This window comes from Novosphingobium sp. APW14 (assembly GCF_032337075.1).
Taxonomy (GTDB): domain Bacteria; phylum Pseudomonadota; class Alphaproteobacteria; order Sphingomonadales; family Sphingomonadaceae; genus Novosphingobium.
On sequence record NZ_JAVYAB010000002.1, the window covers coordinates 249595 to 270835 of the forward strand.

Here is a 21241-nt window from a genome sequence, read left to right on the forward strand (position 1 = left end):
CGGCAATGGCAAGAATCGGGATTATCGGCAGCGCAGGGCGCATGGGACAGGCACTGGCCGATGCGATCCAGGCCGCAGGCGCGGAGCTTGCGGGTGGGGTCGACAAGGGCGGTGATGTCGCTGCCCTCGCCGCGCAGAGCGACGTACTGGTCGATTTTTCGGCGCCAGCTGCGTTGGAGGGCAACCTTGATGCCGCCGTGACCGCGGGTGTGCCGATCGTGGTTGGAACGACCGGGCTGGAAGAACGCCACCATTGGCTGTGCGACCATGCGGCAGAACGGATTGCCGTGCTGCAGACCGGCAATACCTCGCTGGGCGTTACGTTGCTGGCCTATCTGGTTCGCGAGGCTGCCAGCCGCCTCGGCGAGGATTGGGACATCGAGATTGCCGAGACCCATCACCGGATGAAGGTTGATGCCCCCTCTGGCACTGCGGTGCTGCTGGGTGAAGCGGCCGCTGCGGGCCGCGGGATTGACCTGGCGAACCACAGTGCGCGCGGGCGTGACGGGATCACCGGTGCGCGCCAGTCAGGCGAAATCGGCTTTGCCAGCCTGCGTGGCGGCTCGGTGGCGGGTGACCACACGGTCCACTTCCTCGGCGCTGACGAACGACTGTCGCTGACCCACCTTGCAGAGAACCGCACGATTTTTGCCAAGGGTGCGGTCCGCGCGGCGCAGTGGCTCGTAGGCAAGCCGGCTGGACGCTATCGCATGGGCGAGGTGCTTGGCCTTTGAAGCGCGAGCAGATCTTCGAATTCTTCCGCCGCCTGGCCGAGGATAACCCCTCGCCGGAAACGGAGCTGGAGTTCGGCAACACCTATCAGCTGTTGGTCGCGGTGACGCTATCCGCGCAGGCGACCGATGTCGGCGTCAACAAGGCGACGCGGCGGTTGTTTGAACTGGTCAAGACCCCGGCCGATATGGTTGCGCTGGGTGAGGCTGGGCTCAAGGAGCACATCAAGACGATTGGCCTGTTCAATACCAAGGCCAAGAACGTCATCGCCCTCTCTGGAATCCTGGTGCGCGATTACGGCGGCGAGGTTCCGGCCGACCGCGATGCCTTGACCGAGCTTCCAGGCGTGGGCCGCAAGACCGCCAATGTCGTGATGAACTGCGCTTTCGGGGCAGAAACCTTTGCTGTCGATACCCACATCTTCCGCGTCGGCAACCGCACAGGCCTTGCCAAGGGCAAGACCGTGCTGGCCGTGGAAAAGGCGCTGGAGAAAAAGGTGCCACAACCCTTCCGCGTGGGCGCGCATCACTGGCTGATCCTGCACGGCCGCTACATCTGCAAGGCGCGCACGCCCGAATGCTGGCGCTGCCCGGTAGCAGACCTCTGCGCCTTCAGGCCGAAGACGCCTGCCCCGAAGGGCAAGGCGGCAACAGTCTAGCGCTTTTCTTCGAAGTTCGCCGGGTCTAGTTCCAGCCCGCGGCGGCCATCGGCGGCGGTGTGGGCCGGGGCGTGCGGATGCTCGACAAACTCGAGTTCTTCGACCTCCAGCATGCCTTCCCACTTGGTGATGACCGACGTGGCAACAGCATTGCCAACCACGTTGGTGGCGGTGCGGCCCATGTCGAGGAATTGGTCGATCGCCAGGATGATCGCCACGCCTTCAACCGGCAGACCGAACATGGCGAGCGTGCCGGTAATCACCACCAGGCTGGCCCGCGGCACGGCGGCAACGCCCTTGGATGAGATCATCAGGGTCAGCAGGATTGCGATCTGGGTGCCAATCGACAGATCGATGCCATAGGCCTGGGCGATGAACAGCGTCGCAAAGGACATGTACATCATCGAGCCGTCCAGGTTGAAGCTGTAGCCCAGCGGCAGCATGAAGCCTGAAACGCGGCGCGGCACGCCAAACCGATCCAACTGCTCAAACAGCTTCGGCAGGGCGGCCTCGCTCGATGCAGTCGAGAAGGCGATCATCATCGGTTCGCGGATATAGCGGATCAGCGTGAAGATGCGCCGGCCCAGGAACAGCCCGCCGACCGTCAACAGAATCAGCCAGAGAATGCTGAGCGAGAAGTAGAATTCGGTCACCAGCTCGACATAGGTGGCAAGGATGCCCAGGCCGCTCGAGGCGACAACCTTGGCCAGCGCGCCGAATACGGCAAACGGGGCAAAGCGCATCACGTAGCCGGTGATCTGCAGCATCATTTCCGCAAGGGCATCGGCGCCGCGGACCAGCGGTGCGCCTTTCTCACCCAGCGCCGATAGGGCCACGCCCGCAAAGACCGAGAAGACCAGGATCTGCAGAATGTTGTTGGTCGCCATCGCGTCGAAGGCGTTCTTCGGGAAGATGTGCAGGACAAAGTCGAAGAAATCGAGCTTGGCCACTTCGCCAACCGAGGCTGCCGCGGCAACCGATACGTCCACTCCCACGCCAGGCTGGAAGAAGTTGACCATGATCAGCCCCAGCCCGATTGAAATCAGGCTGGCGAGGATGAACCAGGTGATCGCGCGAAAGCCAATCCGGCCCAATGCGGCGCTGTCGCCCATGTGGGCAATGCCCACGACGATGGTGGACAGGATCAGCGGCGCGACCAGCATCTTGATTAGGTTGAGGAAAATGCTGGATAGCAGGCCGAACGACTTGAGGTAGATTTCCTTCAGATCAGCCTCGACACCGAACGGCCAGACGGTGACAGCGCCCTTGGGGATGAAGGTGAAAACCAGCCAGCCGGCGACAACGCCCAGCACCATGCCGATCAGGATATAAAGTGTCAGGCGCCGGTCCATGGCGTGCGTCCCCCGGATTGAAAGATTGTTTCCAACCAGCCTAACAGGCTGTCGCGCCCATCGCAATCAGCCTGCCAGTGCGGCGGTTGCGATGCGGGCATAGATCCGCGCGAGCGCATCCAGATCGGGGACTGCCACCGCTTCATCGCGCTTGTGCATGGTCGCGTTGCACAGGCCAAATTCGATCACCGGGCACAGTGCCTTCAGGAACCGGGCATCGCTGGTCCCGCCAGTGGTACTGGCCTCGGGCGTAACGCCGGTCTCGGCCTCGACCGCGCGGGCGACCATGGCCGAGAAATCCCCTGGCGGGGTCAGGAACGCCTCGCCAGAGATGACGGCGCGGGCCGTCCCGCCGTGTTTTGCGGCAATTGCGCTGACCATGTCAGCCAGCGCCTGCCCGGTGTGCAGGTCGTTGAACCGGATCGACAGGCGGGCGTGGGCGCGGGCCGGGATCACGTTGGTGGCCGGGTTGCCGACGGTCACGTCGGTGATCTCAAGGTTCGATGGCTGGAACCAGTCAGTCCCTTCGTCGAGCACCAGCGCGTTCAGCTCGGCCAGCATGTTGACCAGTGGCCCGATCGGGTTGTTGGCCAGATGCGGATAAGCAACGTGCCCCTCGCCGCCCTCGACCGTCAGCCAGATGTTGACCGAGCCGCGTCGGCCGATCTTCATCATGTCGCCCAGCCGGTTCACGCTGGTCGGCTCACCCACCAGGATCAGATCGGGAATGGCGCTTGCGGCGCGCATATGGTCTATCAGCGGCAGGGTGCCGAAGCGCGCGGGGCCTTCCTCGTCACCCGTGATGATAAAGCTGATTGTGCCAGCTTCCTGCGGCACGCTTGCGGCGGCAGCGACCATTGCTGCGATCGAGCCTTTCATGTCGACCGCACCCCGCCCATAGAGCAGCTCACCGCGCACTTCCGGCGCAAAAGCGCCGGTGGTCCAGCCTTCACCCGGCGGCACCACATCTAGGTGTCCGGCAAAGCCGAAATGACGGCTCCCGACAGGCCCCTGCCGGATCGCGAACAGGTTCTCGACGGGGCCGTCGGGTGCCTCGCCGGCCAGGAAGCGGTGGACCGCGAACCCGAGCGGCGCAAGCTGGCTTTCCAGGCAGTCGAACACCATGCCTGTCGCTGGTGTGACGCTGGGGCACGCGATCAGCGCCTCGGCAAGCGGCAGGACGGGGGGCAAGGTTGTGCTGGTCATGGTTCGAGGCGGCATATGGTGTATGGTGCTGGCCTGCAAGCAGGAGCACGTCCATGCCCAAGCTCGATCTGGACAGCATTCCCCAGACCAACGCCACCGGCTATCCGCCCGAGCATGCCGACAAGGTGCAGGGCCGTTGGTACCGCCGTATCGCCCCCGCGGCTGGCCTGACCGACTTTGGCGTGAGCCATGTCGTGCTTCAACCAGGCGCTTGGTCTGCCCAGCGGCATTGGCATGAGGCCGAGGATGAGCTGGTGGTTATGCTGGCCGGGGAAGCCGTGCTGGTCGATGACAGCGGCGATACGGTGATGCGCCCCGGCGATGTGGCAGCCTTCCCAAAGGGAGATGGCAACGGCCACGTCCTCCAGAACCGCTCAACCGAGCCTTGTGTCTATGTTGCAATCGGCAAGCAGGCGGCGAGCGACTGCCACTATCCCGATATCGACATGCATCTGTTTGATGGTCAGGGATTCCGCCGCAAGGACGGTTCCGCATTCTAGCGAGCAAGCGCTCCATCCAACAGCCGTGCCAATCGCAGGCCTGCCTGACTGATCCGCTGGCGCAGAGCTGGCAGGCTGGCTTCGATATCCTCGTTCGACCAGACGATTTCCTTGGGCGCTGCAGTGCCGTTACAGGGATCACGGTCAAAGGCCTTGGCATAGACCAGGCCCTTAGCCAGCTCCCAGGATTCGCGCCCCCAGTCAGCCACTTCGCCGGTATCGAGCGCGGCGCGCTCTTCAGGCGTGTAGCGGCGGATCAGCGGCGGGACAGCGCTGCTGATGCCGCGCTCGGCCATGGGGCCATCCCAGACGGAATGCAGATTGTGGCCGGGGGCGATGCCATATTGTGCCGCCACCTGGTTGGCGCCGAGGTCGTTGTTGTCACCCGAATGCAGCGGCATGTGCAGATCGCCAACAAAGTGCGCCAACCAGGCCAGTGCCTCCAGCCGCTGCGCGGCGGGTAGGGTCTTGTCGGCCAGCACGCGTCGGTTGCGCTCGATCTGCCCGGTCACGCAGTTCCCGCCCGCGCAATTGGCGCGCGGATCATAAGGCTTGCAGATGTTCATCGTCTGATAGTGCCAAGAGAACGAATAGCCCCAGCGCCAGGCCTCGCGCCTGATGCAATCAGGCCAGTAGCTGGCCTCTTCCAGGCTGCGCACGCGGCAATAGGACGTCCCGAGGCCTTTTTCCGCGCGTAGCAGATCACGCACCGCGGCGCGGGTCTGCGGGGAGACATTGGCCCAAGCGATGCTGGCGGTACTCTGGTGCCCGAATTCACCCCAGGCGAAGGCTGGGCGCGCCATCAATGCTGCCAGCGCGGCCAGCGCTGCAGCAATCCAGCGCACTATCGTTTCCCGCCTGGCGGACTTGGTATTTCCCATTGTTCGATTACCCATTCTTCGTCTGCGGCGGCGGTGACCCAGGCCTGCAGCCATTCGTGTTCCCAGATCGCTTCCATATAGGCCTGGCCGAAGCCCGGCACAGCTATCCCATAGGTCATGAAGCGGCAGACCACGGGTGCGTAAAAGATATCGGCTGCGCTGAAAGTGCCGAACAGGAACGGTCCGCCGTGCCCGAACCGGGCTCGCGCCTCGGCCCAGAGCGTGAGGATGCGAACCACCTCGTTGCGGGCCACCTCGTCAATCTCCCACCCTTCGACCTGACGGCGAATGTTCATGGGACACTGGCGCCGCAGCGCGGCATAGCCAGAATGCATTTCCGCCACCATCGAACGGGCCATGGCGCGGGCATCATCGGACTTGGGCCAGAACCTATCGCGCCCGACGCGGTCGGCCAGGTATTCGATGATTGCCAGGCTGTCCCAGACCACGGCATCGCCATCCCACAGCACCGGAACTTTACCCGCCGAAGGGGCGATCTCGTCGTGCAGCTTTTTCTGCTGGTCCCAATCCTTGCCATAAAGCGGCATCTGGATTTCCGCGAAGCTCAGGCCCGATTGCTTACAGGCCAGCCAGCCGCGCAGCGACCACGACGAGTAGTTTCGGTTGCCGATGATCAGCTTCATGGCGCCGGGGCTAGCCGTTCAGTGTGTCGCTGTCGACAATCAACGGGCCATTGGCGAGGTCCTGAGCTGCGGTTAAGGGGTATCGGATGGACACACCCGATCTGCCAGTTTGCGTTGCAGCGCTCTATAAATTTACCCCCTTCGCGGACTACACGGTCTTACAGCCCCCGCTGCTGGCCTGCTGCCGGGCCCAGGGTGTGAAGGGCACGCTGCTGCTGGCGCATGAAGGGATCAACGGCACGATTGCCGGCAGCGATGCCGGGATTGCCGCCGTGCTGGGCCATATTCGCGCCTTGCCGGGGTGCGCCGACCTTGATGTCAAATTCTCGCGCGCGCCGGCCATGCCGTTTCACCGCATGAAGGTGCGCCTGAAGCGCGAGATCGTGACCATGGGCGTGGCCGACATTGATCCGCTGGCGTCAGTCGGCACCTATGTCGCTCCGGCGGACTGGAACGCGCTGATTGCCGATCCAGAAACGATCGTGATTGATACCCGCAACGATTATGAAGTGGCGATTGGCACCTTCGAAGGTGCGATCGATCCACAGACGAACAGCTTCCGCGATTTCCCCCGCTGGTTTCGCGAACGCCGCGATGCCTTGCTGGGGCAGGGCAAGGAGCCGAAGGTGGCCATGTTCTGCACAGGCGGGATTCGTTGCGAAAAGTCGACCGCGTTCCTCAAGGCCGAGGGGGTGGATGAAGTCTATCACCTGAAGGGTGGGATCCTGAAATACCTTGAGGAGGTCTCCCCGGCTGACAGTCTGTGGCAGGGAGAATGCTTCGTCTTCGATCAGCGGGTTAGCGTTGGGCATGGGCTGGTGCCCGGCAACTATGCCCTGTGCCACGCTTGCCGCCGCCCAGTCAGCCCTGAGCAGCAGGCCGCTCCGGAATATGAGGAAGGGGTGAGTTGCCCGGCCTGTTTCACTGAGCGCAGTGAAGCGCAGCGCGCCGGCTATCGCGAACGCCACCGCCAGGAAAAACTTGCCGCCAGGCGCGGTGCGGCCCATGTCGGGGCCGTGATGAGTGAGGAAAGCTGATGAGCCTGCGCCCCTTCCACCTTGCCTTTCCAGTCCATGATCTGGCTGCCGCCCGCGCCTTTTATGGCGAGGTCATGGGTTGCCCCGAGGGACGGTCTTCTGAGCAGTGGGTCGATTTCGATTTCTTCGGCCATCAATTGGTCGCTCACCTTGCCCCGGACAGCGCCGGTCGCGATGCGGCGCGCAATCATGTCGATGGCCATGGCGTGCCGGTGCCGCATTTCGGCGTGGTGCTGACATTGGAAGATTTCGATGTGCTGGCGACAAGGATGCGCGCTGCCGGCGTGACGTTCGAGATCGAGCCCTATACCCGATTCAAGGGCCAGACGGGCGAGCAATCGACCATGTTCTTCCGCGATCCCAGCGGCAATGCGATTGAGATCAAGGCCTTTGCCGACCTCGGATTGATGTTCGCCAAGTAAGGCGTCAGATGATCAGCGCGTCTTCAAAGATTGCGCCGCGCAGCTCGGCAATGCCCATGCCCTTTTCGCTGCTGGTCACATGGACCAGCGGGAAGGCGGCGGAATGCTTGCGCGCCTCGGCTTCGGTCGCGGCAGTGACGGCGGCCAGTTCGCTGGCCTTGATCTTGTCTGCCTTGGTCAGGACGATCCGGTAGCTGGCCGCTGCCTCATCCAGCATCTTCATCATGTCGATATCGACCGGCTTGGGGCCGTGGCGGCTGTCGATCAGGAGCAGGGTGCGCTTGAGCACGACCCGCCCGCGCAGAAAATCGCGGACCAGCCGCTTCCACTGCTCCACCACCTTGAGCGGGGCCTTGGCAAAGCCATAGCCGGGCATGTCGACCAGCCGGAACACCAGCGGATCGCCAATATCGAAGAAGTTCAGTTCCTGCGTCCGCCCCGGTGTGACCGAGGTCCGCGCCAGCGACTTGCGCCCGGTGAGGGCATTGAGCAGCGAGCTCTTGCCGACATTCGAGCGGCCAGCAAAGGCTATTTCCGGGACGTCCGGATCGGGCAGAAACTGCAGCCCCGGCGCTGACTTCAGGAATTCGACACGCCCCGCGAACAGGCGGCGCGCCCGTTCGACGGGGTCATCGATCTGATCCATCCTACTTCGCCTGTTCGCGCGCCCGCTTGGCATCGGCAGCATCCTTGGCTGCCTGCTCCTTAAGCTGCGGGTGCTTGGAATAGAGATATTTCTGCTGGGCAATGGTCAGCAGGTTGGAAGTGATCCAGTAGATCAGCAGACCCGCCGCGAAGGGTGCCATGATGAACATCATCATCCACGGCATCAGTGCGAAGACCTGCTGCTGGACAGGGTCCATCTGCGCAGGCTGGAGCTTGAACTGCAGCCACATGGTGATGCCCAGCAATATTGCCAGCACACCGATGCCCAGGAACGAGGGTGGCGTGAAATCAAGTAGGCCGAACAGGTTCAGCACGTGCAGCGGATCGGGCGCGGACAGGTCCTTGATCCACAGCGCGAAGGGCTGGTGGCGCATTTCGACCGCCAGAATCAGCACCTTGTAGAGCGCGAAGAACACCGGGATCTGCAGGAAGATCGGCAAGCAACCCGCAAGCGGATTGACGCCTTCCTTCTTGTAGAGCGCCATGATCTCTTCCTGCTGCTTGGGCTTGTCGTCCTTGTAGCGTTCCTGAATCGCCTTCATCTTCGGCTGGATCGCGCGCATCGCGGCCATGCTGGCGAACTGCTTTTGGGCGATCGGGAACATGATCCCGCGCACGATCAGCGTCATCAGGATGATCGCGACGCCAAAGTTGCCGACGGCCTTAAACAGCGCATCGAGCAGCATGAACAGCGGGCGTTCGAACCAGCGGAACCACCCCCAGTCGATCGCCAGGCTGAATTTGGGAATGCCATCCGCCTCGTACCGGTCGAGCACCTTGATTTCCTTGGCACCCGCGAACAGCCGGGTGCTGCGGGTCAGGCTCTGGCCGGGGGCCACAGTGCTTTCAGGATAAAACAGGTTGGCGAGGTAGATATCGCGACCGGGTGTACGGAAATCGGCGCTCGCCGGAACCTTGCCCTCGGGAATCAGGGTCGACATCCAGTAGACGTCGGTAAAGCCAACCCAGTCTGTCCGTGCGTCTTTGGTGACCTTGCCGGTTTCGCTGATATCGTCATAGTCGGTGCCAAAATCGACGACTTCGTCAAAGGCCCCAAACGGGCCAGCGTGGACGTTGAAGCTGTCGAGTGCGGCGGTCTTGTTGGTACGGTTAAGTTGCGCGACCGGTTCGATCGTCAATGGAGCGGTGCCTGCGTTAGTCACACCCTGTTCGACCGTCACCATATAGTCCGCGTCGATCTTGTAGGTCAGGGTAAAGGTGGCGCCGGTCGGGTTGGTCCAGCTCAGCGTCACCGGCGTCTGCGGCGTCAGCTTTGCGCCAGCGGGCGCAGTCCAGAGGGTCTGCGGGCCAGGGACGGTGCCGGCCGCACCGACCCAGCCAAACTGGGCATAATGCTGGGCAGGGGTGCCGGCGGGCGAGAAGATCCGCTGCGGTCCGCTGGCCGGATCGATAGCGGCGGTGTGACGCACAGTGACAAGATCATCGACCACGCCTCCCACGGGATTGAGCGAGCCGGTCAGGCCCGGCGCGGCAATCGCGATCCGGCCCGGATCGGCCAGGATCGTCTTGATGTCGCGGGCTTCCTCGGCAATGTCGGTCGCGCTGGTCAGCCCGCCCTCGCGGGTCGGCTTGGCGGCGCCAGAAGGGCTTGCAGCAGGGCTGGCGCTGGCAACCGGCTTCGTCTTGCCGGCGTTGGGGTAGAAATAGCGGACGCCCGCATCCCAGCCGAACAGCAGCAGTGCGCTTAGCACCACGGCCAGGATCAGGTTGCGCTGGTTCTGGTTTTCCAAGGAAATGCCCCTAGTGATCTTGATTTCGGTGAAAGTGGAGAGCCATGCAGCACCATTCAAGGCACCGGGTCATAGCCATGCCCACCCCACGGGTGGCAGCGCATTAGCCGCTTCGCGGCCAGCCAACCACCCCTAATCGCGCCGTACTTCTCCACCGCCTGAATCGCATATTGCGAGCATGAGGGGGCATAGCGGCAGGATGGTGGCAGGATACGCGACGGACCCAGCTGCCAGCCGCGTGCGATCAGGATGAGAAGCCGCTTCATCGCCGTTTTCTGGGCGGATCGCCCTTGCCCTGGGCAGCGCGCGTCAGCGCGGCTGACAGTTCATCACGCAGCAGGCCGAAATCGCGCTCAACCCCGCCCTCGCGGCCGATCAGGACATGATCGTGGTCTGGCAGGCCAGCAACGGGCAAGATCTCGCGCAGCAGTGCACGGAACCGACGCTTCATCCGATTGCGCACCACCGCATTGCCGATCTTCTTGGTAACGGTGATGCCAAAGCGCAGGCCTTGGCCTTCATTCGCTCGCGCCAAAAGCACGAAACCGGGGCGTGCTATGCGCAAGCCCCGGTTGGCAGCCAAAAAATCAGCCCGCCGCGTAAGGACGGACATTGGCAGTGATTCGCTCAGGCAGAGAGCTTCTTGCGGCCACGCGCGCGGCGGGCGGCAAGCACCTTGCGGCCGCCGACAGTGGCCGTGCGGGCGCGGAAGCCGTGGCGGCGGGCGCGGACAAGGTTGCTGGGCTGGAAGGTGCGCTTCATGATAACCTCGAAAATCGAATAAAAAGGGCCGCCGCGTGGGCGACCGCATCACAGGGGCGGGCCGTTAAGCGAGGCGGGCGGGTGAGTCAAGGGATTCGCGCTCAGTTCAGGCTGACCCAATGCGCCATTTCGGCCCCGCTGAGCCATTTGGCACCGCTATAAGGCACCGAATTGGTCATGGCGTAGAACGCCCGGGCCTGGGCAAAGCTCATCCCCATCTCGCGGTAGTAATCGATATAGGCGCGATTCTCCGGCGAGTCTGCCGGATAGTCGCGGGCTTCGCGGCCATATTCGTCTGACCAGGAATGAACCGCGAATTCCGCAGCCGGATCGGCAATCCGGCGGGCGCCGGCCAAAAACAGCTCAACTCCGCCTGAACGCACCGAACCACCGGCGGGGACCAGGGTCGCGATCCCCCGGGCCCGGATCATCCGGCCCAGTCGCAGGTTTGCGCGGTCGTCCTCGGTCCCGGGGCATTCGATCATCTCGATCAGCGAGATTGCGGGATAGGCCCGCAGCATGGCGGTGAACTGGGCGGGGCTGGCACTGTCGGTAACATCCACCAGCGCGGCGCGGGTGGCATCCAGTACTCGAAACGGCCCGTAAGCGGCGATCGCCTTGGGCGCAGGCGCCAGCACGGTGCCAAGATAGCGATCCGAGCCGACCGGTTCGGTGATGATCACCTGGGTCACCGGCTGGCCTGGATGCGCGCTTTGCGCATGCAGCGGATGGATCGACGCGAACAGGAGCGCGAGCAGAAGGGTGAGGCGGCGCGGCATGGCACACTCCATCGGCGACCCACCTTGCCGGAAACCGAATGCCCAGGGTTAAGTTCCGGTAAGGACGTGGATACGCTTTTCCTCGACAGCGCGGCCTTGCAGGGGCATCACCTAAGGTATTGTAACGGAGGGTGTTCTTGGTCGCGCTGGTCCAGACTGTTGCCTATCTTGGCTTGGAGGCGCGCACCGTGGAGGTGCAGTGCCAGATCGCTCCCGGCCTGCCGCGCTTCAATCTGGTCGGCCTGCCCGACAAGGCGGTGAACGAAAGCCGAGAGCGCGTTCATGCCGCACTCGCTGCCATGGGGCTGGCGCTGCCGCCCAAGCGGATCACCATCAACCTCTCACCCGCGGACCTGCCCAAGGAAGGCTCGCACTATGACCTGCCGATCGCGCTGGCGCTGCTGGCGGCGATGGGGGTTACCGATGCCGAACAGATCACCGATTTCGTTGCGGTGGGGGAGCTCGCGCTGGATGGCCGGATCGTGCCGACGCCTGGCGTGCTGCTGGCGGCCCTGCATGCCTCTGGCGCGGACAAGGGGCTGATTTGCCCGGCGGCGCAGGGCGGGGAGGCGCGCTGGGCCAGCGGCATTCCGATTCTTGCGGCACCCGATCTGATCAGCCTGCTCAACCATCTGAAGGGCACTACGCGGCTGGCCGAGCCACAGCCGGGCGAGGTGGAGGCTGCCGCCCGCGGGCCGGACCTGCGGCAGGTCAAAGGGCAGGAAGTGGCCAAGCGCGCGCTCGAGATTGCCGCGGCTGGCGGCCATAACCTGTTGATGATCGGGCCGCCCGGCGCGGGCAAGAGCCTGATGGCGGCCTGCCTGCCAGGGATCTTGCCGCCGTTGACCCCGGCCGAGGCGCTCGAGGTGTCAATGGTCGCCTCGGTTGCCGGCCTGCTGGAAGAGGGACGCGTTAGCCGCACCCGCCCGTTTCGCTCACCGCATCATTCGGCCTCGATGGCGGCGCTGACCGGGGGCGGGCTGCGGGTGCGACCGGGAGAGGTGAGCCTGGCGCACCTTGGTGTCCTGTTTCTGGATGAACTTCCCGAGTTCCAGCGTGCGGTGCTCGATTCGCTGCGCCAGCCGCTGGAGACCGGTTCGGTCGACGTGGCGCGGGCCAATGCCCATGTCACCTATCCCGCACGGGTCCAGCTGGTAGCTGCCATGAATCCGTGCCGCTGCGGTTACCTTGGCGATCCGGCCCTGGGTTGCAGCCGGGCACCGCGCTGCGGGGCCGATTACCAGGCAAAGGTTTCCGGCCCGATGCTTGACCGGATCGACCTCCATGTCGAAGTTGATCCGGTCAGCGCGGCTGACCTTGCGCTGCCGCCACCGGCTGAAGGCAGCGCCGAGGTTGCCGCCCGGGTGGCAGCGGCGCGGGCCGTTCAGGTCTCGCGGCTGGAGGGTACGGGCAAGTCTAGCAACGCCGAACTGGATGGTGACCTGCTTGAACGCCACGCCACCCCGGACGATGCCGGGCGAAAGCTGCTGATGCAGGCGGCCGAGGCGATGCGGCTATCGGCGCGCGGCTATACCCGGATGCTGCGGGTGGCACGAACGATTGCAGATCTTGCGGGCAGTGAAGCGGTGGGGCGCATCCATATTGCGGAAGCGCTCAGCTATCGACGGGTGGTGGGGCGCAGTTAAAGCGCGCGGAGTTTCGAAGCCGAACTGTCCTTGGGCCAGTTCACGTCAGCCTGATCCCGCCACTCCAGCTCTTTCGGGCTCAGTTCACGGCCATCGTGGGCGCGGATTGCGATGGCCTGGATCGGCATCCCGTCACGCTCATCGCACAAAACCGGGTTCGACGGTACGCCGGCACCATACTTTTCGCCCCACTGGCGCAGCGCCAGCATGGCGGGGAGCAGATCGAGCCCCTTTTCGGTCAGACGGTATTCGATCTTGCGCCGATCGTCGGGCAGGGCCTGGCGCTTCATGATGCCGTGTTCGACGAGGCGGGCGAGGCGATTGGACAGGATGTTGCGGGCAATGCCCAATGCGCCGAGAAATTCCTCGAAATGATACATGCCATTGAAAGCGGCGCGCAGGATCATAAATGACCAGCGTTCGCCCATCACCTCAAGCGCGGCGGGCAGGCCACAATTGTTGATCTCATCGAGCGGCTCACGAAGGTTGCCCATCGTCATCATCCCCTTGGTCCCTTGGTCAGCACACTAACGCAAAACTGGCTCGCTTGCCGACAAGAAAATCTTTGCTGCACTGCACAGTTTCTAGTTGCAACTCAAAACCTATATCGCTAATTGGCTTTTAGCAACGCAAATCGGTGCCCCTCCCAGGCCTGTCGATCCTTGCGTGCGATAAGAAGTTTACGAACCAAGAAACGCAAAGGGGAACACCCATGACCACTACCGCAACCTCGCGCTCGCTGATCGCCGCCGGCCTCGCCGTCGTTGGCACTATTGCCAGCTTCGCCGTCACCACCAGCCCGGTCCAGGCGCAGACCGCGCGTACCTATTCGGCAACCCTTGCCGCTCCGGCCGCTGAAGCAACCAAGGTCGTTAACGGCGTGAACTGGACCTGCACTGGCACCGAATGCACTGGCCGCGTCGATGGCGCTGCGCCGATCAACACCTGCACCCGGGTCGTGAAGGCCTTTGGCCAGGTTACCAAGTTCACCACGCCCAAGGGTGAATTCGACGCTGCCAAGCTGGCGCGTTGTAACGCGGCCGTCTGACGCATTACCGGCAGTGCCCCCACACCCGGGGCGCTTGCCAGGCAGGCACTCCTTACAGCCCCCAATAGCTGGGCCTCTGTCGCAAGACGGAGGCCCTCTTTTTTGTGGGTCAGATCAGGCCGCGGGTGTGAAGGTCATCGGCAAGCAGCTCAGCCGAAGTGAAGTGGTGCGCGTGCCAACCGCAGTTGCGGGCCGATTCCACGTTGGGCAGGCTATCATCGATAAACAGCATGGTGCCCGGGTCACGCCCGAAACGCTGCGCTGCCAGCGCATAAATGGCCGGGTCGGGCTTGGCGAGCTTCTCAACACCTGAAACAACAATATCGCCAAAACGCTTGAGCAGCGGGAACGTCGGGTGGAATCCGGCCCAGGTGTCGGCCCCGAAATTGGTGATCGCATAAAGCGGCATGCCGGCAGCATCGAGCCGCTCGACCAGTTCCGGGCTGCCGGGCACGGGTCCAGGGATCGATTCGTTGAACCGTGCGAACCAGTCATGGATATGCTGCGCATAGGCCGGAAACAGAGCCGAGCGTTCCGCCACCAGTTCTGCTGCCGAGCGGCCCGCGTCATGTTCGGCATGCCAGCTAAGCGGGATCACTTCGTCCATGAACCAGTCAAGCTCGGCCGGATCGTCGAAGTGATTCACGTAAGGCAAGCGCCGGTCCCAGCGGACCAGGACATTGCCAATGTCGAACACGACGGCTTCGATTCGCTGGCGCACTAAGCAGATCCTGTCGGTCAAAACGGTTTCGGCCCGCACCCCTTGACGGAGGCGGGCCGAACAGACTTCAAAGCAGGGCGAAACCCTGCCGCAAGGGGATTAGCCCTGGCGCGCCTTGAAGCGGCGGTTGGTTTTATTGATCACATAGGTCCGACCACGACGGCGGATCACGCGGTTGTCCCGGTGGCGGTCCTTAAGCGACTTGAGGCTGTTGCGAATCTTCATGATGTCCTCGGGTGCGGCCGGGCCGCTGAAAACTTGGAGCCGCGCCGTTACGGGCGAGTCAGGCCAAAGTCAACCTTCCCCGCGGATTTCGGAAAGTTTTCGCTCCCAAGCCAGCGCGTGGAGTACGATCGTGTCGAGATCGGCATGGTTTGGCACCCACGGCAGGGTCGCTTTGATCCGGTTGTTGTCCGAAATCAGCGAATCGGGATCGCCCGCGCGCCGCGGGGAGAGCGTGCGCTGGATTGTGCGGTTGGTGACCCGGTCGACCGCGTCCAGCACCTCGAGCACCGAATAGCCGCGCCCATAGCCGCAGTTCATGGTCAGGGAACGATCCGGCGATTCGATCAACGCCTCAAGCGCAAGGACATGGGCATGCGCCAGGTCTGACACGTGAATATAATCGCGCACGCCTGTGCCATCGGGGGTGGCAAAGTCGGTTCCGAACACCTCGACCCCAGCGCGTTTGCCAAGGGCAGCTTCGACCGCGACCTTGATCAGGTGCGTTGCCCCCGCCGTCGATTGGCCCGAGCGCGCCTGCGGATCGGCCCCCGCGACGTTGAAATAGCGCAGGGCGCAGAAGTTGAGCGGATGGGCCCGCGCCACATCGTCCAGCATGATCTCGGTCATCAGCTTGGACATGCCATAGGGATTGATCGGTGCCTTGGGGCTGTCCTCATGCACGGGCGAGACTGCGGGTACGCCATAAGTCGCAGCGGTTGAGCTGAAGATGAAATGCGGCACGCCGGCCATGACCGCCGCCTCGATCAGCGCGCGGCTCTTGGCCGTGTTGTTGTGATAATATTTCAGCGGATTTTCGACCGATTCGGGAACGATGATCGAACCCGCAAAGTGCATGATCGCCTTGATCCCCTGCTCGGCAAAAATCCGGGCCAGCAGGTCCGTATCGGCAATATCGCCTTCGTACAGCGGAACCCCATCGGGCACGGCGAACCGAAAGCCCGTGGTAAGGTTGTCGATCACCGCGACCGGCCAGCCACCATCTTTGAGGGCCAGGACTGCATGGCTGCCGATATAACCGGCGCCGCCAGTGACAAGTACGGGAAGTTTCTGCGCCATCGCTGCTCCGCTAGCATGGTGCGGAGGAAAAATGGTTAACGATTGTGAAAGTCTTGCCCGGTCGGGGCGGCAGGTCCATCATCTCTTGGCAAAGGATACTGTCCATGACGAAGCTGCAACTTGTCCTTCCGCTTGCTGCCGCGCTCGCGCTTTCGGGCTGCATTGCTCCGACCGGGCCGGTTGAGGTGACCCGCTTTCATGCGCCGGATACTTCCACCCTGGGCAAGGGGGCGATCGCAGTCGAACCAGCGCCCGGGCACGACGGTTCCTCATTGGAGTGGAAGGCCTATCAGGCAGCAATCGAACGGCAGTTGGTGCTACTGGGCTATGCTGCGGTTCCTGCCGGAGCATCCAGCGGGCAAGTGGCCCAGTTGCGGCTCTCGCGCGAAACCTATCGGCCCGAGCGGTCGGGCGGTCCCGTCAGCGTTGGTATTGGCGGGTCGACCGGCACTTATGGTTCGGGTCTTGGCGTCGGTATCGGCATCAACCTGATGCCACGCTCTGCGGAGCAGGTGCGCACGGACCTTGGCCTGATCATACGCGACCGGGCCAGCGGCCTCGCGCTGTGGGAGGGAAGGGCAAGCTTCACCGTCCGCGCTGGATCGCCGCTCGCCACGACCGCACTGGGTGCGGCCAAGATGTCAGAGGCCCTGTTCAAGGGCTTCCCCGGACAATCGGGTGAGACTATCGAGGTCAAATGACCTCAACCGCAATCCAGATCGACGCCGCTTTTGACAGCGGCAATATCGAAGTGCTCTCCATCGCCGGCACCACGGCTCGGCTGGCGATCCGCAAGGACACCAATTCGGACTTCTTCCAGTGGTTCCACTTCCGCGTCAGCAATGCTGCGGGACGCGCGCTGGAATTGAAGATCACAGGCCTTAACGCCTCGGCCTATCCGGACGGCTGGTCCGGCTACAACGCCGCGGTAAGCGAGGATCGGGAGTTCTGGGGCCGGGCCAGCAGCAGCTTTGACCCGGGTGAGGATAACGGCACCCTGACGATCCGCTACCAGCCGGCAGGCCATCTGGCGTGGTTTGCCTATTTTGCACCCTATTCGTGGGAACGGCACCAGGATCTGGTGGCAAGTTGCGCACTGTCGGCCGGTGTAACGCACCGCGTGCTGGGCCATAGCCGCGATGGCCGCAGCATCGATTGCCTCGATCTTGGCGAAGGGCCCAAGCAGGTCTGGCTCTATGCCCGCCAGCACCCCGGGGAATCGATGGCCGAATGGTGGATGGAGGGCGCGCTCGATTGCCTGACCGATCCCGCCGATCCGGTCGGCCGTGCGCTGCGCCGCAATTGCACCTTCCATGTCGTGCCCAATGCCAATCCCGATGGCTCGGTCCTTGGCAACCTGCGGACCAATTCGCTGGGTGTGAACCTTAACCGTGAATGGGACAATCCGAGCGCCGCGCAATCGCCCGAAGTCCTCGCGATCCGCAACGCGATGGACGCGACCGGGGTCGACCTTGCAATGGACGTTCATGGCGACGAAGCGATCCCGGCGGTGTTTCTTGCCGGGTTCGAAGGCATCCCATCGTGGAGCGAAGCGCTGCAGGGTGGATTCAATCGTTACAAGGCGATCCTTGATCGCCGCACACCCGATTTCCAGACCAAGCGCGGCTATCCGGTTGCCGGTCCCGGCCGGGCCAATCTGTCGATGAGCACCAATCAGTTGGCCGAGCGCTTCGGCGCAGTCTCAATGACGCTGGAAATGCCGTTCAAGGACAACGACGATCTGCCCGATCTGGCGCAGGGCTGGTCACCCGAACGCTCAGCCCAGCTGGGCCGGGACTGCATGGCTGCCTTGCTGGAGTGGCTGGCCGATTAGCCGAGGTTGGCCGGGCCGAAGGCATGAGGCAGCAGGGCTGAAAGTTTCAGCTCCAGCACGCCGTCTTCGCCATCGCACCAGATCACCGGATCGGTATCGCCCAGCTGCGCCAGCTCATTCAGCACCTGGCGGCAACGTCCGCAGGGGGTGACGGTTGGCCCTGGCTCCCCGTGCATGCCGCCGACGACAGCCACCGCTTCAAGTCCGCCGCGCCGCCCGTCGCTCATGGCCTTGGCGATCGCGTTGGTTTCGGCGCAAAGTGTCAGGCCGTAGCTGGCGTTTTCGGTGTTGGCACCGGTCACCACCGCGCCATCAGCAAAGCCCAGCGCCGCACCGACGTGGAAGTTGGAATAGGGCGCATAGGCTTTGGCCTTGGCGGACTTGGCGGCAGCGATCAGCGCGTCACGGTTATGGGTCATGTTGATGTTATAGCCACGTCACGGCCGAACCACCACCCAACGTATTCCGCCCTCAAGCGCGAGCAGGGTAAGCCGATCGTTCGCAGTCCACATGGCCCAGGGCCGGCCGGCATAGTCTGGCTGAAACCGTAACTGCTCGAGCCAGACGTTCCGATCGATCCGGGCGGAAATCTGGTAGCGGCGCTCAAAGCTGCGTGAGACTTTTAGCACCGCCGCCTTGCCGGTGTGGGTCTCGATCTGGTTGAGGAACGTGGTCAGCTCGCTCTCCACGGCTGCGTCGCTGACCTTGATCGGGCAGTCGTCGGCCAGTTGGTCCAGCCAGACCGCGGCCGGCAGCATGGCGGAATCGCGCGGCACGACTGTGACGAAATTGGCGGCCTGCTTCTCGGCCGGCTGGCATGGGTCATAGCGGTGTACCGCCCCCCATTGCAGGCTCGCCGCCTTCGCTGCTTCGAGATTTTCAACAAATTTGGGGTCGCGCGCAAAGGCGCTGGCCGACGCATCAAGGTAGACGAAGTCGGCGCCGATCGTCTTCAAGGCAACCCAATCGACCGGGCCATCCTCGCCGCCAATTTCCACGCCTTGAACTGGGAATTCCTCTCTGGGAGGGGTCCATTGCGAAAGGTGCCACCACGTCCACGCGCCGCCCGCCAAAAGCAGCAACAATGCCGCACCGATCAGCCGCAAGCGCAGCCGCGTGTTTTTCTTCCTAGCCATTTTGACCCGATGACCCCTTTGATCCGCTCAGCCCCTGATATGCAGCACGCAGATCAGGGTGAACAGCCGCCGCGCTGTGGCAAAATCGGTTTCGATCTTGCCGTCGAGACGTTCCAGCAGCAGTTCCGCTGCTTCATTGTGGACGCCGCGGCGGGCCATGTCGATGGTCTCGATCTCGGCCGCGGTCGCCTTGCGGATGGCCTGATAATAGGAATCGCAGATCGCAAAGTAATCGCGGATTGGGCGGCGGAATCGGCCCAGGGCCAGGATCAGTGATTCGAGCTGCTGGCCTTCGGCATCGGCCACTTCCAGCGCCAGCCGTCCATCGGCAACGGACAGGCGCAGCCGGTAGGGGCCTTGATGCCCGGCTTCCCAGGCGCGCAGCGGCTTGAAGGTGTTTTCCTCGATCAGGTCGAAGATCGCGATGCGGCGTTCCTGTTCGATATCGGCGTTGCGCCACAGGATCGTGGCTTCGTCGAGTTCGATCTGGATGATCCGTGCGTCCCCCATGGGTCACTTTTCGCAGATGCGAAATGGCGGGGCAAGTCTCCACAGGCTGTGGAAGAAAAGGCCGCCCTGTCCAGCTTGCGCATTGCCCCGGTGCAGCGCATTGATCGCCGCCCATGGCTGATACCGATCTGATGACCCGCCCCGATGAAATTGCCGCCCGCGCGCTTCCCGCGAACGTGGAGGCCGAAGCCGCATTCCTGGGCGCGGCCCTGATCGACAATCGCGTGATCGAGGAATTGACCACGCCGCTGCGGCCCGATCATTTCTTTGAGCCAGCCCACGCCCGGATCTATGACCGGATCCTCCAGCTGCTTGACCGCAAGGCCGTGGTGACCCCGGTCACGCTCAAGCCCTATTTCGAAGCAGATGAAACGCTCAAGGAGCTGGGCGGCGCATCCTATCTGGCGCGCCTGACGGCGGACGGGCAGGGGCTGCTCGCCCCGCGCGAGCTGGCCGAGCAGATCTATGACCTGGCGCTGCTGCGCGAGCTGGTTTCGGTCGGCCGGACCCTGGTCAGCGATGCGCTCGATACCTCGGAAAGCGTTGAGCCGCTGGAACAGGTCGCGCGAGCCGAGGCGGCGCTTTACCGGGTGGCCGAAGGGGCCTCGGTCGGCAACGAGGCCGAACCGTTCCGCAAGTCCAGTCTGGCTGCGATTACCCAGATCGAAAAGGCGCTCAATTCGGGCGGCCATATCTCGGGCCGGACGACCGGACTCGATGATCTCAACGGCAAGGTTGGCGGCTTGCACGATTCGGATCTGATCATCCTGGCCGGCCGCCCGGCCATGGGGAAGACCTCGCTGGTCACAAACATCGCCTTCAATTGCGCCGAGCGTTATCTGCGCGATATGGCGGACGGGATCGATCCCAAGAAGTCGGTCGGCGCGCCGGTCGCCTTCTTCAGCCTGGAAATGAGCGCGGACCAGCTGGCCACGCGTATCCTGGCCGAGCAGGCCGAAATCAGCAGCGAACGGCTGCGCATGGGCAAGATCAGCCGCGAGGATTTCCAGAAGATCTCCTTCGCCAGCCAGCGCCTGGCCGAACTGCCGCTTTATATCGATGATACCCCGGCGCTTTCGATCGCCGCGCTGCGCACCCGGGCGCGGCGCCTGAAGCGCAAGCATGACATTGGCCTGATCGTGATCGACTACCTGCAGCTGCTGCAAGGATCGGGCCGGGCCAATGACAACCGCGTCAACGAAATTTCGGAGATCAGCCGCGGCCTGAAGACCCTGGCGAAGGAACTGGAAGTCCCGGTCATCGCGCTGTCACAGCTGAGCCGTGCGGTGGAAAGCCGCGAGGACAAGCGTCCGCAGCTGGCCGATTTGCGCGAATCCGGCTCGATCGAGCAGGACGCGGACATGGTGTGGTTCATTTTCCGCGAGGAATACTACCACAACGCGGCCAAGCCGGATGAGCCGTCTGAAACCAGCCCGCCCGATGCCATCGCCAAATACGATGCCTGGATGCAGCGCCATCTTGAGGTGGTGAACAAAGCCACAGTGATCATTGCCAAGCAGCGTCACGGTTCGACCGGCAACGTCTATCTGCACTTCCAGAGCGAGTTCACCAAGTTCGGCAATCTTGCGCCCGATTCGCGCGGTTACGAGACTTACGAATAATCTTTTAAATACAATTATTTATACGTTTTTTT

At 63.3% G+C, this 21241-nt stretch carries 27 protein-coding genes; 10 read left to right on the top strand and 17 right to left on the bottom strand.

From position 1 onward, the window contains the following. Positions 1-5: 5 nt before the first annotated feature. Both dapB and nth read left to right on the top strand, forming a co-directional pair. A complete protein-coding gene (dapB, locus tag RQP55_RS03835; protein WP_315608862.1) occupies positions 6-734 on the top strand; it encodes a 4-hydroxy-tetrahydrodipicolinate reductase in 729 nt (242 codons plus the stop codon). After that, positions 731-1390 (top strand): endonuclease III, encoded by a 660-nt coding sequence (nth, locus tag RQP55_RS03840; RefSeq protein ID WP_315608863.1) that lies wholly within the window; start codon positions 731-733, stop codon positions 1388-1390. Before dapB ends, nth begins: the two co-directional genes overlap by 4 nt. On the opposite strand, the gene RQP55_RS03845 is transcribed toward nth, so the two are convergent. Both RQP55_RS03845 and dapE read right to left on the bottom strand, forming a co-directional pair. Further along, positions 1387-2742 (bottom strand): dicarboxylate/amino acid:cation symporter, encoded by a 1356-nt coding sequence (locus RQP55_RS03845; protein ID WP_315608864.1) that lies wholly within the window; start codon positions 2740-2742, stop codon positions 1387-1389. The two genes, nth and RQP55_RS03845, sit on opposite strands and share 4 nt — an antisense overlap. Positions 2743-2808: 66 nt before the next feature. Further along, entirely contained in the window at positions 2809-3948 is a 1140-nt protein-coding gene (gene dapE / locus RQP55_RS03850; protein ID WP_315608865.1) for a succinyl-diaminopimelate desuccinylase, read from the bottom strand. A gap of 53 nt (positions 3949-4001) precedes the next feature. Here dapE and RQP55_RS03855 point away from each other — a divergent pair, with 53 nt between their 5' ends. After that, positions 4002-4448 carry a cupin domain-containing protein gene (locus RQP55_RS03855; RefSeq protein ID WP_315608866.1) on the top strand — a complete coding sequence of 149 codons (447 nt, stop codon included), beginning with the start codon at positions 4002-4004 and terminating at the stop codon, positions 4446-4448. Here the strand turns inward: RQP55_RS03855 and RQP55_RS03860 are convergent. Further along, entirely contained in the window at positions 4445-5293 is an 849-nt protein-coding gene (locus RQP55_RS03860) for a S1/P1 nuclease (protein WP_315608867.1), read from the bottom strand. The two genes, RQP55_RS03855 and RQP55_RS03860, sit on opposite strands and share 4 nt — an antisense overlap. After that, positions 5293-5973, bottom strand: a complete 681-nt coding sequence (locus tag RQP55_RS03865; RefSeq protein ID WP_315608868.1) for a glutathione S-transferase family protein — start codon at positions 5971-5973, stop codon at positions 5293-5295. The genes RQP55_RS03860 and RQP55_RS03865 overlap by 1 nt, the downstream gene beginning before the upstream one ends. A gap of 86 nt (positions 5974-6059) precedes the next feature. Here RQP55_RS03865 and RQP55_RS03870 point away from each other — a divergent pair, with 86 nt between their 5' ends. Then, complete coding sequence (locus RQP55_RS03870; RefSeq protein ID WP_315608869.1) at positions 6060-7010, top strand: rhodanese-related sulfurtransferase; 951 nt, start codon at positions 6060-6062, stop codon at positions 7008-7010. After that, positions 7010-7432 carry a VOC family protein gene (locus RQP55_RS03875; RefSeq protein WP_315608870.1) on the top strand — a complete coding sequence of 141 codons (423 nt, stop codon included), beginning with the start codon at positions 7010-7012 and terminating at the stop codon, positions 7430-7432. The genes RQP55_RS03870 and RQP55_RS03875 overlap by 1 nt, the downstream gene beginning before the upstream one ends. 4 nt (positions 7433-7436) lie before the next feature. Here RQP55_RS03875 and yihA read toward each other — a convergent pair whose 3' ends face one another. The 6 genes from yihA to RQP55_RS03905 all read right to left on the bottom strand — a co-directional run bounded on the left by yihA (position 7437) and on the right by RQP55_RS03905 (position 11390). Then, the gene (gene yihA, locus RQP55_RS03880; RefSeq protein ID WP_315608871.1) at positions 7437-8078 is read right to left on the bottom strand and encodes a ribosome biogenesis GTP-binding protein YihA/YsxC; all 642 of its coding nucleotides are present in this window, start codon (positions 8076-8078) and stop codon (positions 7437-7439) included. A gap of 1 nt (position 8079) precedes the next feature. Then, positions 8080-9849: a membrane protein insertase YidC gene (gene yidC, locus RQP55_RS03885; protein ID WP_315608872.1), complete on the bottom strand. Its 1770-nt coding sequence runs from the start codon at positions 9847-9849 to the stop codon at positions 8080-8082. Between the two features lie 56 nt (positions 9850-9905). After that, positions 9906-10115 carry a membrane protein insertion efficiency factor YidD gene (yidD, locus tag RQP55_RS03890; RefSeq protein WP_315608873.1) on the bottom strand — a complete coding sequence of 70 codons (210 nt, stop codon included), beginning with the start codon at positions 10113-10115 and terminating at the stop codon, positions 9906-9908. Beyond that, positions 10112-10462 carry a ribonuclease P protein component gene (gene rnpA / locus RQP55_RS03895; protein ID WP_315608874.1) on the bottom strand — a complete coding sequence of 117 codons (351 nt, stop codon included), beginning with the start codon at positions 10460-10462 and terminating at the stop codon, positions 10112-10114. The genes yidD and rnpA overlap by 4 nt, the downstream gene beginning before the upstream one ends. 14 nt (positions 10463-10476) lie before the next feature. Continuing rightward, entirely contained in the window at positions 10477-10611 is a 135-nt protein-coding gene (gene rpmH / locus RQP55_RS03900; RefSeq protein WP_039336437.1) for a 50S ribosomal protein L34, read from the bottom strand. Between the two features lie 101 nt (positions 10612-10712). Continuing rightward, positions 10713-11390 (bottom strand): alpha/beta hydrolase, encoded by a 678-nt coding sequence (locus RQP55_RS03905; protein ID WP_315608875.1) that lies wholly within the window; start codon positions 11388-11390, stop codon positions 10713-10715. A 137-nt stretch (positions 11391-11527) separates the two neighbouring features. Here RQP55_RS03905 and RQP55_RS03910 point away from each other — a divergent pair, with 137 nt between their 5' ends. Beyond that, complete coding sequence (locus RQP55_RS03910) at positions 11528-13036, top strand: YifB family Mg chelatase-like AAA ATPase (protein WP_315609004.1); 1509 nt, start codon at positions 11528-11530, stop codon at positions 13034-13036. On the opposite strand, the gene RQP55_RS03915 is transcribed toward RQP55_RS03910, so the two are convergent. Next, on the bottom strand, positions 13033-13530 hold the full coding sequence (locus RQP55_RS03915) for a helix-turn-helix domain-containing protein (RefSeq protein ID WP_315608876.1): 498 nt from the start codon (positions 13528-13530) through the stop codon (positions 13033-13035). The two genes, RQP55_RS03910 and RQP55_RS03915, sit on opposite strands and share 4 nt — an antisense overlap. A 218-nt stretch (positions 13531-13748) precedes the next feature. Between RQP55_RS03915 and RQP55_RS03920 the strand changes: the two genes are divergently transcribed. Then, positions 13749-14084 carry a CC_3452 family protein gene (locus RQP55_RS03920; RefSeq protein ID WP_315608877.1) on the top strand — a complete coding sequence of 112 codons (336 nt, stop codon included), beginning with the start codon at positions 13749-13751 and terminating at the stop codon, positions 14082-14084. 109 nt (positions 14085-14193) lie between these two features. On the opposite strand, the gene RQP55_RS03925 is transcribed toward RQP55_RS03920, so the two are convergent. The 3 genes from RQP55_RS03925 to galE all read right to left on the bottom strand — a co-directional run bounded on the left by RQP55_RS03925 (position 14194) and on the right by galE (position 16107). After that, complete coding sequence (locus RQP55_RS03925) at positions 14194-14805, bottom strand: HAD family phosphatase (protein ID WP_315608878.1); 612 nt, start codon at positions 14803-14805, stop codon at positions 14194-14196. A 99-nt stretch (positions 14806-14904) separates the two neighbouring features. After that, a complete protein-coding gene (gene ykgO, locus RQP55_RS03930; RefSeq protein ID WP_003046794.1) occupies positions 14905-15030 on the bottom strand; it encodes a type B 50S ribosomal protein L36 in 126 nt (41 codons plus the stop codon). Between the two features lie 69 nt (positions 15031-15099). After that, positions 15100-16107, bottom strand: a complete 1008-nt coding sequence (gene galE, locus RQP55_RS03935) for a UDP-glucose 4-epimerase GalE (protein ID WP_315608879.1) — start codon at positions 16105-16107, stop codon at positions 15100-15102. Positions 16108-16211: 104 nt separating this feature from the next. Between galE and RQP55_RS03940 the strand changes: the two genes are divergently transcribed. Both RQP55_RS03940 and RQP55_RS03945 read left to right on the top strand, forming a co-directional pair. Then, positions 16212-16808, top strand: coding sequence for a DUF4136 domain-containing protein (locus RQP55_RS03940; protein ID WP_315608880.1), 597 nt, complete (start codon positions 16212-16214; stop codon positions 16806-16808). Then, complete coding sequence (locus RQP55_RS03945) at positions 16805-17941, top strand: M14-type cytosolic carboxypeptidase (RefSeq protein ID WP_315608881.1); 1137 nt, start codon at positions 16805-16807, stop codon at positions 17939-17941. The genes RQP55_RS03940 and RQP55_RS03945 overlap by 4 nt, the downstream gene beginning before the upstream one ends. On the opposite strand, the gene cdd is transcribed toward RQP55_RS03945, so the two are convergent. Genes cdd through RQP55_RS03960 form a run of 3 tightly spaced genes read right to left on the bottom strand, consistent with a single transcriptional unit; the run spans position 17938 to position 19587 of the window. Continuing rightward, positions 17938-18360 carry a cytidine deaminase gene (cdd, locus tag RQP55_RS03950; RefSeq protein ID WP_315608882.1) on the bottom strand — a complete coding sequence of 141 codons (423 nt, stop codon included), beginning with the start codon at positions 18358-18360 and terminating at the stop codon, positions 17938-17940. The two genes, RQP55_RS03945 and cdd, sit on opposite strands and share 4 nt — an antisense overlap. Positions 18361-18378: 18 nt before the next feature. Continuing rightward, positions 18379-19077 carry a glycoside hydrolase family 25 protein gene (locus tag RQP55_RS03955; protein ID WP_315608883.1) on the bottom strand — a complete coding sequence of 233 codons (699 nt, stop codon included), beginning with the start codon at positions 19075-19077 and terminating at the stop codon, positions 18379-18381. A 27-nt stretch (positions 19078-19104) separates the two neighbouring features. Next, complete coding sequence (locus RQP55_RS03960; protein ID WP_315608884.1) at positions 19105-19587, bottom strand: UPF0262 family protein; 483 nt, start codon at positions 19585-19587, stop codon at positions 19105-19107. A 113-nt stretch (positions 19588-19700) separates the two neighbouring features. Here RQP55_RS03960 and RQP55_RS03965 point away from each other — a divergent pair, with 113 nt between their 5' ends. Next, complete coding sequence (locus RQP55_RS03965; protein WP_315608885.1) at positions 19701-21209, top strand: replicative DNA helicase; 1509 nt, start codon at positions 19701-19703, stop codon at positions 21207-21209. Positions 21210-21241: the final 32 nt, after the last annotated feature.